Below are 15070 nucleotides of genomic sequence, written 5' to 3' on the forward strand. Positions count from 1 at the left end.
TTGAAGATACCTAAACCGTTAATCGTTCAATTAATCTAACTACGATCTCTTCGTGAGAAATCGTTGTGTTGTCTTTTGCTTGAAGAAATAGTTTTCTTCCGACTTCAAATAAAGGGATTTCAAGCGTCGTTATATTCATGATTTTCGCTATAGGTTGATTATCAAATCCCATTAATGCAAGCTCATTTGGAATTACAATATGATGTTTATTACAGCAGGTTAATATTCCAGCAGCTACTTGGTCACTAGAAACTAATAATGCCGAAGGTGGATTACTCATATTTATTAAACGTTGTACTACCTGTTCGCCATCTTCAAAGTTAAAACAATCATAGAAAACATAATTTGAATCAAAAGGCTGATTGAATTTCGTAAGAAAATCTTGATAAGCTGTTGCTCTTTGATTGCTATTGGTTCCTGTTCTTCTTCCTATGCTATAGCCAATTTTTTGATGGCCTTTATCATGTAAATACTCTAAAGCTTTAGAGAAACTTTTATAGTGGTCGATAAACGTTGAAGATATCTTTGTACCTCTCGCATCCTCACATAGAACAATTGGACCGTAAGACACATACTCTTCTATAGTACTCCACTCTGATATTCTGGAACATATGATTAATGCATCTATTTGCTTATCGCTTAGCATAGTCAAAGCTTCAATCTCTCTTTCCACCTCGTAATTCGTTTGGAACAGAACTAACTTATAGTTGTTTTGTAGAGCTTCATTGGCTATACCTTCAATTAACAACCCAAAGTAGGGATGATTCGAGAACGGGACAACAACACCTATAAGGAAGGTTTTCCCCTTGCTTAAATGAACTGCATTTATATTCCTTTGATAATTGCTCTCCTCAATGGCTCGTTTAACCGCATCCCTCTTATCTGAGCTTACATAAGGATGATTGTTCATTACACGAGAAACTGTCGTTACCGATACTCCTGCCATCTTTGCAATATCTTTAATATTAGCCATACGAATGCCCACCTTTTCAATAAAACTTTCTCTTGCTCTGAAACGCGTTTCATCCATTAAGCTTAGCCTCTAACTAAAAGGAGGAATGTTATATGGTAGTACTAGTGGGTATAATGTGCTACGTTTTGTTGTGTAGTTCTATAATCATTTTGTCGGCAATAGCTATTTCACTCTATCAACAAGAGGAGTCTCCACAAAAGAAAAAAGACCCCTACAGCTATTTATTCGAGGTCTACGATGAGTAATAAATAGGATCTCTCTAAATACTCGACTCCTATTATTGTATTTCATTAAGTGAGCAACTATCCAAGTTTCATGTCTTCCCACAAACAAAAGGCTACCTTCACTCGAATGAATGAGCTCAATAGGCAGCCTATCTGTGTTTATTTGAATTTGCGCCAATCTTGACTACTATTCTCTAGTAAGTGTTCGAAGTTGTTATCGAGCTTCTTCTGTTCAGCTTGACGTGCCTCTACAATTCTAAGTTGTTCAGCTTCCTTCTTCTTCTGTTCCTCTGCCTTCATCTCATCTGCCTGTGCCTTCAATTGATCAAGGATTTCACCACTTAGTAAATCTTTCAGCGTGGTTGGGGTATAGTCAGAAGCAGGCTTTGGAGCATGGGTAGGTTTTTTCTTATTAGCCATATCATCATCTCCATTTCCAACCACATTATAACAGTTTTAGATAGCTCATTCTAGGATTAAAGAATGGACTTATTTATTTCAATGCCCATTATTAATAGATACTAGATAAATATTCAAGTTCACAAACAAATAGGACGCCATATATTGTAAATTATTGTCTTGTATATATATTCATCATTTATTATAATATTGTCGAATTAGTTCATTTTATGTAATATACTGTAATCCAAAAACCGCATCCAACCTACTCAGATCGTCAATCTATCATGATGTTCCACGGGTCAGATTCTAGACCCTCTTTATATTCTAGAAGTACATAAATTTACAGGATGGTGTGTAATGACTAATCAAAGAGATATCGCGTTAGCAATTATATTTACAGTACTCACATGCGGCATTTATGGGATCTATTGGTTTATTGTTCTAACCAATGATGTCGGAGATCTAAGTGGAGACAGCTCATTTACGGGAGGAAAACATTTCCTTCTAACACTGGTCACATGTGGAATTTGGAGTTTCATTTGGGCTTATCAGATAGGTCAAAAACTCACAGAAGTACAAAGACGACGTGGTGCATTGGTATCAGATAATTCGGTTCTATACGTCATCCTTACGATCTTCGGTCTGAGTATCGTTACGTACGCCCTAGTTCAATCGGATGTCAATAAACTTGTCTAAGTTTAACCTTGATCCAAAGAGACACCCCAGACTATATTGGGGTGTCTCGCTTGGCGTTGCAGGACTATTGTATCTTAAAGTATGGTTGCCAATGACCCAAATTTCTATTCCCTGTGTTTTTCACGAATTAACAGGATTATATTGTCCGGGATGTGGAATAACGAGGGCTGTTCTTTCCTTGTTAAGATTAGATTTCGCTCAGGCATTTAGATATAACCCCTTGATTTTTATTTTACTTCCTTTATATACGATGTATTTCCTTACAAAAAAAAAGCAAATGCGGCGTTCAAGTAATGGGATTATGGTTGTCATGTTGACCCTTACCCTCGCATTCGGACTACTGAGGAATATTCCATTTTTGGATTTCTTAGCTCCAACGATCGTTGGTTAGTATCTTAGTTAACAACATAACCCCCTTCTTTCATAACACTGTTAATAGCATTGCTATAATGTACGTTCTAAGTCGAATATAGATAAGCTATTCATCTATTAATCTTAAAAATTTCATATCATACGCAATAACCACTTGCCAGTACGAAAATAAGGGTATTGAATGCATAATGCATCCAATACCCTTATTCTTATATCAGTATTATTCTTTGCTGTTCAAGATCATCGTTACGGCTTCTGCTCGAGTGGCCGGTTTAAGGGGTCTAAAGCTACCATCTGAATATCCAGAAATGATTCCTTTTTGTACAAGTGCAGCTACACTACCTTGTGCCCAAGAAGATATCTCAGCATGATCACTCAATGATGAAAGGTCCGTTTCAGGCGCTAGTTTTGCTGCCCGCATGATCATCAAAGCGATCTGCTCACGTGTAATCGGATCGTTAGGTCCGAAGTGCTCTGCATCATAGCCTGAGACAATACCGTTCGAAATGGCTGTAGAAATCTGTTTTGCTGCCCAATGTCCCTTGGTATCCGAGAACACTTGACTACCTTGCTGATCTAATTGATAGGCTTTAACTAATACCTGAACAAACTCAGCTCTCGTAATGGTTTTGTTGGGAAGGAACGTACCATCGGTATACCCAGAAATTGCACCAAGATCAACTAACTGCTGAATTTGTTTCTCAGCCCAATGCCCTTTAATATCTTTTAGAATCGTCTTAGCCTCTTCAGCTTCTACTGCATCTTTCTCAGTAGCCAATACAGCAAACATTGTAAAGTGTTTAACATCGCCACTAATTTGACCGGTAACTGGGTTGAACTGGGTATTATCTAAGACAACCCATTCTTTCGTTACCTCATTGAACCAATGAATGGCATACTTATACTTATTGGTGTCTATATCAGCCAAATCTACTAACATCGTAATCGTGACAAACTTATCAAAGTTGCCTGGTTGATCCTTCGTAATTGAAAAGACATCACCTACGAAAATGGTTTTTGGTGTCGTCAATAGACTAGATACATCCGTTACTTGTTCAATCTTGACTTTAATATTTCCTGATAAAGCATTGCTAGGAAATGTAATCTTTACACGTTTACTAGCTACTTCTCCCCCGATGGGTCCGTAAATATCAGGTACGAGAGTAACCGTCGGTCCAGCTCCAGATCCGCTACCAGTTCCACTACCAGTTCCACTACCAGTTCCATCACCAGATCCATCACCAGATCCATCATCATCTGATGAAGAAGTTATTGAATAAATGGCGCTCATGATCCCGCTATCTACCATTCCCTCATATACTGCAATCGCTTGGATCGTCTGAGCGCTGCTTACAACAATTGGCGTGCTGTAAAGAGTGCTGCTTCTTGTTGGACTACTACCATCAATAGTGTAGTAGATCGCCGCACCTGTCGTTAAGCTGCTTAATGTTACTTTTGTTCCTGAGGCAACGGCCCCACTCACAGGACTTGCCGACGGTTTGACCACTGTCGCCACTGTCGATCCTGCTGTCACGACCATAGGTGTCGTCGAAATCTGTTCCCCTTGACCGACTTGAACCTGATAGGTGCCAACTACTTCATGCTCCCCAAGTGTAATCGTGTCGCTATATATGCCACTCACTACTTCGGCTACGTTAAAGTACAGGATGCTATGATCGGGACGATAGACTTTAATAATAACCTCGGATAGATCGGATGTGCCCGTGATGTTGATTGGACTACCCGGATGGATTGTGCTAGATACGGGGTTAACCGTCACAGCCGCGAACAATGTACCTGGAAACATGGCTACGCATAACACGACAATTAGTGATAAAATCCATGTGCGTTTTCTCACTTATGCTTTACCTCTTTTCTGTTATTATTCAATATAGATGTTGTGACAGAAACATACTTTATGCTCCTTACCACCCGTTATAATATTCTGCAAAGAGCTCATCAAATTCTGCTTGCGTAACTCCCGTTGCAAGGTTATATCCCATGCTATCTATGCTCTCTCCACTTATGAGAAAAGCTCTAACCGAGTAATTAACATTCGTCGATATATCAGCTAAATTGAAATGAGCTTTAAACGTTGAATAATTATTCAATTCATCAACCGTATAAGAAACCGTACTAACGGGTACATCCCCATCCATTAACTGAAATACAGCAGTACCTTGTTCATCGTATACATTGTACATATCTGCAGTATTTATATTCACGAGCACTTTAGCCGTTGCCGTGATCCCACCACTCGCCTGATCGACAAGCGTAGTCATATTGTAAGAGTCTTCCGAGTTATAAACATCTTGGTTCACTTCTACAAATGTATAACCATCCGCTTTGACAACGATTCTATTCTTACCTTCAAGTAATACACCTGAATGGAACAGGATTTCCCCATATATATTTGTTCTCCAAATATCTGTAAATTGTTTCTCATTCGTAATCGTATAGTTCTCAGGCTGTATAACTTCACCGTTCACTTCTATCGCTGTAATTTTACTTACCCATTCTGAATTCGGTTCGAACGTAAGCCCGATTGAAGTATTTGTAAAAGGACTTGTTTCATTGTCATTTACATAAGGAGCTTGCTTTCTAACAGTAACTTCCATAGTATGCCTAATCTTATCCCCTGTAGCATCTGTAACATCAAGACTCACAGTAGCAGTACCTACTGCGATCGGATGTAAAGCTAAATATTGATTATATATGCTTCCGTACCAATTATGATCAGCTATTACCACATCCGTATTCGAGCTTGTAAAATTGCTAAAATTCATGAATTCGCCTTCAGGATCTTTGAACAGATCATTTACACCATTAAGTGTGGCATCCCCTAAAACGACAGTTTTTTCATTCACAATAGCAACCGGCGGCTTGTTCGTACCAATCTCTCCATCCGTTGAAACGGTAAATGTACCAAATCCAACAACTACTCCATCCGCATCAACCTCAATGACAGAAATAGTCTGCCCAACAGAAGCAGGCACAAACGGGTTATTGCTTATATTGATACTGTAAATATTAAGGAGCGAAGAAGCCAGTGTACCTTCGTAGATATTCGGTTCAGCACTTTCCTGACCAGATGTGGCGTAGAAGGTGTTGGAACCGGCAATTCCATTGAATTTAGTTTTCGCCAACGTGACCATAGATCCACCTTGCAACGTAAGAGTGCGCGAAAGTGCACCTACTTGGCTTCTTCCTACCACCGTGATATCCTTACTACCTGTATCACCATGACTATCCGTTGCAGTGACCCTAACTGTGCCAGCTTCTATTCCGGTCAGTAGACCCGTTTCCGCTTCAATACTCGCATAAGTCTGCGTTAAAAGTTCATTCCCTGCTTCAACGTCGTAAACACTCCATGTTACAGTTTGTCCCCATTCTTCTATCATTTGTAGATCTAATCCAACTTTGACACTAATTGCATCATTCTCTCCTTTTACCATAGGGGATGAAGCTGCCATTGCCCCAATCGGTAGAATAGATAGAGCTAAGACCAACGCCATCAACACGGACAACATTCTGAATTTCATCTTTCCTTTTGCAGTTACTCTATTCCCATCTTTCATCATTCGCCATTTCTCCCTCTTTCACATCGTTTATTCGACATTATTAACTTTATTACTATAGTCCTATTTTTCCCATAAAAAAATCCCCCGTTTGGGGGATAAGGTGGGCAATAAGAGGGGGATTTAAATCCTATTGCGAAACTTTGTATAGCTTCTCTCAACTAAATTGTCTACTTAGAGAGGAGAATATCTATCACATTATTTTTTAATGAAAGGGAAAGGAAACTCCCTTTCTTTTTTTATTTATTCTGAATGAAGGAATTGTCCACGATCTTCGACACATCGATCTTCTCTTTTAGGAATCCTAGCTCCAAAAGCAGGTCTGCGGATGCTTGAAGTTCCGTTACGACATCATCAGGAATAACTTCGTTCTGGGAACCATAGTTATCCGCGAGTACCTTAACTAGTGCCACATCTTGCTTTTTCAACTCAGCGTACGTTTTTAGTGCTTCATCATAGTTTGCTTTCTCATAGTCGACGGCCTTTTGGACGACCCTGAGGTAAGCTTCGATCGCTTCTGGATGCTCTTTCGTAAAATCAGCCCTGAATGCCGTGAATACGGGTGATGCAATGTTTAGTGATTCCCCACTGCCAATTATCGTTGCACCGTTCTTGTTGACCTCTTGATAAGCAAACGGATCAGCGGTTACCCAGGCATCCAACTGTCCACTCTCGAACGCAGGCTGTGCATCCGGGATAAGTAGGTTTACGATGTTCACATCTGATTCCTTGAGTCCGACGCTTTTCAATGCTTTTACAAAAAACACATGGTTCGTCGTGCCCTTTGCTAGGGCAATCTGTTTACCTTTCAAATCAGCCAATTCCTTAACATCACTTCCCTTAGGGACAATGATATAATTAATACCTTTTAGCCCGGTAGAAAGAAACGAGGTTAATTTCAGATCAACCTTCCCAGCCAATGCTGTAATGACCCCGCCATCCACCAATGTCGTTACGTCTAGTCGCTTAGCAGCTATGGACTCGATGGCTTGTGGACCACTTTGGAAATCGGAGATCTCCACTTTACCATTGATTTTGGCGAATTCTTCTTCAAACCAACCCTTATTTTGCGCCAGCTTGAGCTGGTTGCTACCCCCGTTGATACCGATACTAATCGTGAATGGCTCCGACTTCACTGTTGAAGCCTCTCCCGAGACAGCGGAATTGGATGACCCAGGTGAAACGGATGCCTGATTGTTGCTATCCTTGCCACAAGCGCTTAATAGGATCGCAAATATGAGAATGAGTGTAGTTCCGAGCAGCATTGATTTTTTCATTGTTATAACTCTCCCCTATGAACACAGTATAATTTCAATTTATAAGTTTTATATTTACTCGCTTGCGATTTCTAGAACTAAATCCGCTGCAACATCACGGGCTCCATTCTCGGTATACAGCTCAACTTTGCTCAATTTACCTTTGAATTCAAAGGGTGCCTCGTAATCGGTTGTAGTCGCTGATATTGGATTTTTACCAACGGTAAAGCCACCACCACCGAACATCACTGCTGCGGTTTTCTCAATAACACCTTCTCCGACCCGATCACCGTTAATGTAAAGTTTACCTATACCTGTATGCTCGCCCGTCTTAGAATATTGAAAGGTCAGCGTAGACTTGCCCAGCGGCACTTCGATATCTGAGGTTATGATATTGAACTTTTCACCGACATAGTTGTAGACGAACACAAGGCGATTGTTCTTCACATAGAAAGAATATCCACCGAAGCGACTGCCTTCGGCCACGAGCACTCCATCATCGTCTGCTGATACGCGTTCTACCGAAGCATCGAATGAGAATGAACGATTACGTAGATCAGGTCCTCTTAAGAACCGGGTACCATTTAGAAAAGTGTGATTAGCCGCGAGCGGAACATTGCCCTCATCCCCATAGGAATTCTTCAGACGCCCCCACAAAGAACGGCCATCTAACGGGAGCACACCGTATTTCTCTGCTTCAATCCACCACTTCTCAATAAGCTCGTTTACCTTTTCAGGATACTCACTTGCCAAATTCGTTGTCTCAGAGAAATCCTTATCCAGATTGTATAATTCCCAAATATCATCCTCATAGCTAGAGCCACCACGATGGTTCGTCACTGCTTTCCAGCCTTCGTGGTAAATAGCGCGATGCCCGATCATCTCGTAATATTGCGTGCCTCTACGGGTCACCGCATGAGAGTCATCGAAGGAATAGGTGAGACTGACACCTTGAAGCGGTTGCTGCTGCACACCATTAATGGATGCTGGCAGTTCGATACCGACCAGTTCCAGAATCGTTGGCATAACGTCAATGACATGATGATATTGTTGGCGGATACCCCCACCGTCTTTAATCCCGTTTGGATAGTGAATAATCAGAGGCGTCTTAACCCCTCCAGCATGTAGCCATGTTTTATAGTACTTCAGCGGTGAATTGCCTGCTTGCGCCCAGCCTGCGGGATAATGAATATTCGTCGTTGGTCCTCCCCAGTCTTCGAGATGAGCCAAGTTCTCCTCTAAGGTTCCTTGGATTCCATTGTAGTTCTTAGACATATTCCATGTACCATGCTCGCCACCATCACCACTAGCTCCGTTATCTGAGATGAGGACGATGATCGTATTATCAAATTGCTCAATATCTTGAAGGAATTGAATGACCCGCCCAATATGATAGTCGGTATGATCAAGAAATCCAGCAAATACTTCCTGCGCCTTGGCATAAAGTCGTCGTTGATCTTCGTTCAGTGAGTCCCAAGCCTGAACACCCGGATTTGGTGGAGGCAACAACGTGTCCGCCGGTATAATACCAAGCTCCTTTTGCCTTTCGAACCATTGTTCCCGGACTTTGTCCCACCCCTGATCGAATCTCCCTTTATACTTGTCGATATATTCCTGCGGCGCATGATGGGGATCATGCGTCGCCCCGTACGCTAAGTATAGGAAGAAAGGCTTATCTGGTGCTGCCGCCTTCTGATCTCTGACATATGCAATCGCCTTATCTGTAAGATCCTCTGTGAGGTGATAACCCTCCTCGGGTAATTTTGGAGCCAATACCTCATGATTATCTTGATGCAGCACCGGCTCGAACTGGTTCGTACCCCCACCCAAAAAGCCATAGAAATGCTCAAAACCTCTTCCTAGCGGCCAATTATCAAAGGGTCCTGCCGCATTCTGATCTTCGTACGGTGCAAGATGCCATTTACCTGAAATGAAAGTACTGTAGCCATTATCCTTTAGAACCTCGCTAATTAAGCCTGTTTCCTTGCTCACTTTACCTCGTGTATGTGCATAGCCCGTATTCAAATCCGATACACAAGACATTCCTATCGAATGGGGATTGCGCCCACTAAGCAAGGAAGCTCGAGTCGGCGAACAGATCGCCGTCACGTGCGAATTGGTATATCTCAATCCACCGGCTGCTAGAGAATCAATGTTTGGTGTTTCAATCGTAGAGCCATAACTCCCTATCTGCGCATAACCCAAATCATCTAGCACAATATACACAACGTTGGGTGCCCCTTTCGGAGGCTTTGCTCGCTCCGGCCAGCTTGGCACTGTCTCCTCAAGTGTGTGACCTACGGTTCCTTGCTCATTAACAACGTAACGGGACAATCTATCTTCTGCCATCTTCACGCCTCCAATTTCTAATTATATAATCCACATATGTTTAGTAGGTTTAACGAATAAATTTTTTATGGTAAATGTTTATTCATACCCCACTCTCAACCGCAATTTGCAAGGCACATTAGAATTTCACTGCACTATGAATCTCACGTTTTGTCTAAATAACACAAAAAACCACTGGATGAGGCTCACGCCGGAATATTGCATCTTCATCAATAATCCATTGTTCGCTTCCAGTGGTCTGGTCAGCTATGTAATTTCACAAATTAAATATTATTCAATCTGTGCTCAGTTTATCAGTAAAGAAAATAACTGTCAATCCATTATTTATAATTCCAATCTGTTTACAGGTGATTAACCATTTAGAAGATACCCTATTCTTTCTGAGTGAGTTAAAGAGATCATATAAACCATTATTCCTGCCTCAGATGCGCTATAATATCCTCAAATTCAAACTGAATTCCTTCGTATAGATCAGTAGAACAATAAACATTAAACCCTGATAGCGATATCACGTAGCGTGCCGCCATTTGCATAGGATCCCCTGCTTTAATCTGTCCTTGTTGCTGTCCTTCAGCAAGGATACCCGATAGTAACTGAGATTGAAGAATCACCTCCATTAGTAAATCTTCCTTCGAATTAAAATAATGGTATACATTGGCTGGCGTAATTCCAGAAGCTTGGGCAATATCCTGCATTCGAACTCCCTGTAACCCTCTTATAGCAAACAATTGCCTAGATTTATCTAAAATATTATTCCGCTGTTTCTCCCTAAGTTGCACATCTCTCTCCACATTTCTGGCCAACTTTAGTCCCCCTCCTAGCATCCAGGTTCGTACTGACCTAATTTCCCCTCGTAAATCAAATGTAGTCGGTCGCTTTGCCGAAAATCGTCCGGTGTAACCAGCGCCGGGAGCTTATTCCATAGCTTTATGCCGGACCGCTCTAGAATTTCCGCGACGAATTGCGAACAAAAGTAGGAATTACTGAATTCGACCGGTTCTTTGAGTGCAATCCCAATCACGCCCAGTATGTTATAGAGATACTTTTGGTGCTTTTGGATAAAGACCTGCAAGACCCGCCTCATCTTCTCGATTTCACGCTCGGATACTTGAAGCTCATAGATCACGCAAGTCGTATTGGGATACTTACTGTACGTCCCCGTCTTAATATCTTCTTTCACGAATCCACCATTCAGAGGGTTGTTCGGATGCTTTCTCCCGAAGCTGTACAACTCCGAAAGTTCCCGGTCAAAGGAAATCGAAGCGTGGTTGTAAGGGGCTTTAGTATAGCCTTGAATAATCTTCGTAAAAATCGTTCCGGTATTCGTAAGTAAGATAAAAACCGATCGATCAGCTGTCATTTGCAATATTTCCCCTTATCAAATTAGTACTATTCCTTCATAATAGCATATGATTCCTCTAATAGAATCCTATCTTGCAAAAAGTGGGTGATCGGCAATGAACAGTTCGCTATTAACGTTAGTGCTTATTTTTGCAGCCTTATCGGCCATCCAATTGATTTACTATCTGATAGGCAGAATACAACCGAATAAAGACTATACGCCCATTGGATCTCGAATCAAGACCTGGTGGGGCATGCTCTTCGTCTTTTGCTTGGCAACCCTTTTCAACCCAATCGTTTCTCTACTATCCCTAATGGTACTCAGCTTTTTCGCGCTGAAAGAGTATTTCTCCATGATCAGGTCGAGAAAGGCTGACCGCAGACTGTTCCTGTGGGCGTACTTATCCATTCCCCTACAGTTCTATTGGATTTATATCGAGTGGTACGGGATGTTTATTGTCTTTATCCCTGTCTATGTATTCTTGCTCCTACCGCTCCCGCGATTGATAAACAAAGGAACGTTAGGCTTTCTGCACGGCGTTAGCTCGACCCAATGGGGACTCATGCTGATGGTTTTCGGGCTTAGCCACTTGGCCTATTTCCAATTTGCTACGCCGCAGTACGGGGCGGGACTCGTTCTTTTTCTAGTGGTGTTGACGCAACTCAATGATGTCGTACACTATCTAGCATCACTCTATGTTGGTAAACGAAAAGTGGTCCCTACGGCCAACCCGCATTTGACTTGGGAGGGTTTTGCTTGCGCATTTTTAGTAACGACAGGGGTCTCGTATCTGATTTATCCCTACCTGACACCACTCAACCCGACCTTCGGGCTCGTTTCCGGTATGTTGATCAGCCTGAGTGGTTTCTTCGGTAGCTTAACGGTTTCTGTACTGAAGCGGGATTTGTTAATTGGCGATGATGATAAATTCGTTGCTTTGAAAAAAAGCTACTTAAGCCGAGTCGATAGCTTGACCTACACCTCGCCGGTCTTTTTCCACGTCATCCGTTATTTTTTCGATTTTATGTAGCGATTCTTAAATCTTCCGAAACAACTGCTCCCCTTTTGTCTGGATATATCTATACATAAGACCGCATACGGCTATCATAATCATTCCAATACCTAACAAGATAAGACTTCCATTGACTTGGGAAAGGAGCAGAGATATACCCAATGGAATGACTAGACTGATAAATCCAATCAACATGGATACGAGGACCGCTGCACTCTGTTTGACCACCAGAACCTCACTTGTCCACTCCATTTTTGGCAGTCTCAGATTGACAATAACACCCATCATTGCTGAAAAGAACGCATATATGATTGGGATCGCAAGCAATAAGAAGCTTTCAATCCATCCCGTTCTGAGCGATATCATGAGCATCACACAACTGATGACCAGGATAGGTATTGTAACGGTGAGATTCACCGCAACTTTGCTAAAGAGTATGGATCGATGCGAAACGGGTGAGCTTTTTAGTATCCATAAATGATTACCCTCAAGCGAAATGGAACTTGATGTTGTGCAGCTCATAATCACAAAAAAAGAAACAAAAATCGGAGCCAGCGTACTCAGATATTGTGACAATTCCGGGATTTCGATCAGTTCACCTAACTTCTCCGAGCTGGTAAACAATAACGCAATTGACATCACCAGTAATAGAATCATGCCAATACTCGTATTCAGCACATATAAAGAAGAACTAATATATCGACGCAGTTCCTTTTTATACAGGGCACGAAATGGAGATGAAGCTACTAACGGCTTCATGATATATTTACTACTTGCATGAGAGGTCGATAAACCTGTATGAATAGCTTTATATCTTGTACCAAGCACCGTAGAAAATATCATAAATGAAAGCCATGATATCGCAATAAATAATAAGAATGAACTCATCCGATACGAGCAAAGGGCATCTACATACATAGCTGATAGAGGATACAGCTTAAATATCATATCTGCCAGCACCGTACCCATATTATCAATCATTACCTGTTCGTTCCCATCAATACGAAATGAACCCACCATGAATACAATAATTACGGCAAAGGTTAACACAAGACTTATCATTCGACTCGCTTTAAACCGGGAAGAGATCCAGCTAATAAGGGCACCAATGATCGTTGCCGCAATGATGGGTAGTAACGGAATAAATAAAAGTGTTATGAGAAAAAACAGATAATATAAAACCCCAGGATTCACTTTTATAGCATATACCGCACCTGCTGGTAGCATGATCATCAAAGTAAAAAACAAATTCAGCACATAGAGCTGAAGAACACGGCTTGCTACAACATGACTCGTCTTCATGGGTAACGACATAATCAAATCGTAATCTTTATAGCTAAATAGTACACCGCTTGCTTTATAGATCGTTGTGAAGAACGCAATAATAGAAGTTACAGCCATCATAATAGCAAGCAACAGATCCATCCGGCCCATTTGTTCAAAGGTCAGTGCCATCATATAGCTGTATCCAAATGAAGCTACTGCAATCATGGCCACACCCATTAGAATACCGATGCTCAGCAGAAGGAATTTGCGTCTTTCCTTAACATCGCGCGTATGTAATGCTTTATTCAAGCCAAATGAAGAAAATAACTGTATCTTTGTTAATCTCCATATATTAATCATTGGCTATCAACTCCAGGAATACTTCTTCAAGACTATGGTTACCCTTTACTTCTTCTGTCTTGCCATGAGTTATCAATTGCCCCGCTTTTATGATCGCTATCTTATTGCAGAGCTTCTCTGCCACATCCAGCACATGGGTTGAGAAGAAGATTGCACTCCCCTGGCTGCACAGATCTACCATGATTGTCTTTAACATATGAGCAGCTTTGGGATCAAGCCCCACAAAGGGTTCGTCTAGCACTAACAACTGTGGTTTATGAATGAGAGCAGAGATTATAGCCAGTTTCTGCTTCATACCATGAGAATACGATGAGATCATATCCCCTAAATTGCTCGTGATCTGAAAAGCATCGCTGTATTTTTTGATGAGTGACTCACGATCCGCTTTGGATACGCTAAAGAGATCACCTATAAAATTCAAGTACTGTATGCCGGTAAGATGATCGTATAAATCTGGATTATCAGGAATATACGCAGTCATCGCCTTACAGGCGACTGGGTCTTTCTTAATAGAGATACCGTCAATTTCAATTTCTCCTTCTTCAAAGTCAAGGACACCTACTACTGCCCGAAGAGTCGTTGTTTTCCCTGCACCGTTATGACCGATAAAGCCGTAGATATCACCACGTTCAACCACTAAATTCAAATCGTTTACTGCCTTTTTACCACCCTTATAGCTCTTGGTAAAATGTTTTATTGTGAGCATCTTCCTTCACCTCTTCATTGGTATGTATATATAATTCTTGAATAGCGTCATGTCTTCAACCCCATACACTTACTAACAGAATAACTATTATACGTATAGCTTATGTAAAACGTTCATTTGTCTAGCTCAATATGGAATAAGTAAGTCTGAGTCACTAACATATAGGAAAATAGTAGATTAGAAATAAATAGAATATTTGGTTTTTTTCCTTATATTATATCTATAAAGAAAAGATCCTAGGGAGGACTTATGCGATTATGCAACAGATTAAATTTATGTACAAACAATTTTTGAGAGAACCTCTGTGGTTTAAATTACTTATCCTAACAACGTTGCTGATTTCAATTATATTTAGCAGTTCATCATTCTCGAACAATGGTTATTATCAAAGTGGCGCCAAATTAGCTGCAGCAATCTTTCTATGTGCATATGGAATCAAAATGCGAAGAAACCCTAAAATTGCCGCCATCTTCTTTATTCTAGTCGCTATATGTATTTATTTAATATGGGTCAATCTCAAGCTTGCAGGATAGT

15 protein-coding genes are annotated in these 15070 nt (G+C 41.1%); 5 read left to right on the plus strand and 10 right to left on the minus strand.

The window, feature by feature from the left end; genetic code table 11:
- Nucleotides 1–10: 10 nt before the first annotated feature.
- On the minus strand, nucleotides 11–973 hold the full coding sequence (locus J2T13_RS06205) for a LacI family DNA-binding transcriptional regulator (RefSeq protein ID WP_429369453.1): 963 nt from the start codon (nucleotides 971–973) through the stop codon (nucleotides 11–13).
- 92 nt (nucleotides 974–1065) lie between these two features.
- On the opposite strand from J2T13_RS06205, the gene J2T13_RS06210 reads away from it, so the two are divergent.
- Entirely contained in the window at nucleotides 1066–1218 is a 153-nt protein-coding gene (locus J2T13_RS06210) for a hypothetical protein (protein WP_429369365.1), read from the plus strand.
- Nucleotides 1219–1356: 138 nt separating this feature from the next.
- Here J2T13_RS06210 and J2T13_RS06215 read toward each other — a convergent pair whose 3' ends face one another.
- Nucleotides 1357–1617, minus strand: coding sequence for a YqkE family protein (locus J2T13_RS06215; protein ID WP_429369367.1), 261 nt, complete (start codon nucleotides 1615–1617; stop codon nucleotides 1357–1359).
- Nucleotides 1618–1956: 339 nt separating this feature from the next.
- On the opposite strand from J2T13_RS06215, the gene J2T13_RS06220 reads away from it, so the two are divergent.
- On the plus strand, nucleotides 1957–2295 hold the full coding sequence (locus J2T13_RS06220) for a DUF4234 domain-containing protein (protein ID WP_429369369.1): 339 nt from the start codon (nucleotides 1957–1959) through the stop codon (nucleotides 2293–2295).
- 91 nt (nucleotides 2296–2386) lie between these two features.
- Entirely contained in the window at nucleotides 2387–2686 is a 300-nt protein-coding gene (locus J2T13_RS06225) for a DUF2752 domain-containing protein (RefSeq protein WP_429369455.1), read from the plus strand.
- 201 nt (nucleotides 2687–2887) lie between these two features.
- On the opposite strand, the gene J2T13_RS06230 is transcribed toward J2T13_RS06225, so the two are convergent.
- The 6 genes from J2T13_RS06230 to J2T13_RS06255 all read right to left on the minus strand — a co-directional run bounded on the left by J2T13_RS06230 (nucleotide 2888) and on the right by J2T13_RS06255 (nucleotide 11210).
- Nucleotides 2888–4525 carry an S-layer homology domain-containing protein gene (locus tag J2T13_RS06230; protein ID WP_429369371.1) on the minus strand — a complete coding sequence of 546 codons (1638 nt, stop codon included), beginning with the start codon at nucleotides 4523–4525 and terminating at the stop codon, nucleotides 2888–2890.
- 67 nt (nucleotides 4526–4592) lie between these two features.
- Complete coding sequence (locus tag J2T13_RS06235) at nucleotides 4593–6248, minus strand: hemoblobin-interacting domain-containing protein (RefSeq protein WP_429369373.1); 1656 nt, start codon at nucleotides 6246–6248, stop codon at nucleotides 4593–4595.
- Nucleotides 6249–6484: 236 nt separating this feature from the next.
- Nucleotides 6485–7522 carry an aliphatic sulfonate ABC transporter substrate-binding protein gene (locus tag J2T13_RS06240; protein ID WP_429369375.1) on the minus strand — a complete coding sequence of 346 codons (1038 nt, stop codon included), beginning with the start codon at nucleotides 7520–7522 and terminating at the stop codon, nucleotides 6485–6487.
- A 54-nt stretch (nucleotides 7523–7576) separates the two neighbouring features.
- Nucleotides 7577–9850 (minus strand): sulfatase-like hydrolase/transferase, encoded by a 2274-nt coding sequence (locus J2T13_RS06245; protein WP_429369377.1) that lies wholly within the window; start codon nucleotides 9848–9850, stop codon nucleotides 7577–7579.
- 410 nt (nucleotides 9851–10260) lie between these two features.
- Nucleotides 10261–10653 carry a TetR/AcrR family transcriptional regulator gene (locus J2T13_RS06250; RefSeq protein WP_429369379.1) on the minus strand — a complete coding sequence of 131 codons (393 nt, stop codon included), beginning with the start codon at nucleotides 10651–10653 and terminating at the stop codon, nucleotides 10261–10263.
- Nucleotides 10654–10667: 14 nt separating this feature from the next.
- Nucleotides 10668–11210, minus strand: a complete 543-nt coding sequence (locus J2T13_RS06255) for a hypothetical protein (protein ID WP_429369381.1) — start codon at nucleotides 11208–11210, stop codon at nucleotides 10668–10670.
- A gap of 97 nt (nucleotides 11211–11307) precedes the next feature.
- Between J2T13_RS06255 and J2T13_RS06260 the strand changes: the two genes are divergently transcribed.
- Nucleotides 11308–12222, plus strand: a complete 915-nt coding sequence (locus tag J2T13_RS06260; RefSeq protein WP_429369383.1) for a phosphatidate cytidylyltransferase — start codon at nucleotides 11308–11310, stop codon at nucleotides 12220–12222.
- Nucleotides 12223–12228: 6 nt separating this feature from the next.
- Here J2T13_RS06260 and J2T13_RS06265 read toward each other — a convergent pair whose 3' ends face one another.
- Entirely contained in the window at nucleotides 12229–13830 is a 1602-nt protein-coding gene (locus J2T13_RS06265; protein WP_429369385.1) for a hypothetical protein, read from the minus strand.
- Nucleotides 13823–14536, minus strand: coding sequence for an ABC transporter ATP-binding protein (locus tag J2T13_RS06270; protein WP_429369387.1), 714 nt, complete (start codon nucleotides 14534–14536; stop codon nucleotides 13823–13825). The genes J2T13_RS06265 and J2T13_RS06270 overlap by 8 nt, the downstream gene beginning before the upstream one ends.
- A gap of 257 nt (nucleotides 14537–14793) precedes the next feature.
- On the opposite strand from J2T13_RS06270, the gene J2T13_RS06275 reads away from it, so the two are divergent.
- Nucleotides 14794–15069: a hypothetical protein gene (locus tag J2T13_RS06275; protein WP_429369389.1), complete on the plus strand. Its 276-nt coding sequence runs from the start codon at nucleotides 14794–14796 to the stop codon at nucleotides 15067–15069.
- Nucleotide 15070 lies beyond the last annotated feature (1 nt).

It is taken from the genome of Paenibacillus sp. DS2015, from assembly GCF_050433705.1.
In the GTDB taxonomy this organism is placed as follows: domain Bacteria; phylum Bacillota; class Bacilli; order Paenibacillales; family Paenibacillaceae; genus Paenibacillus_AQ.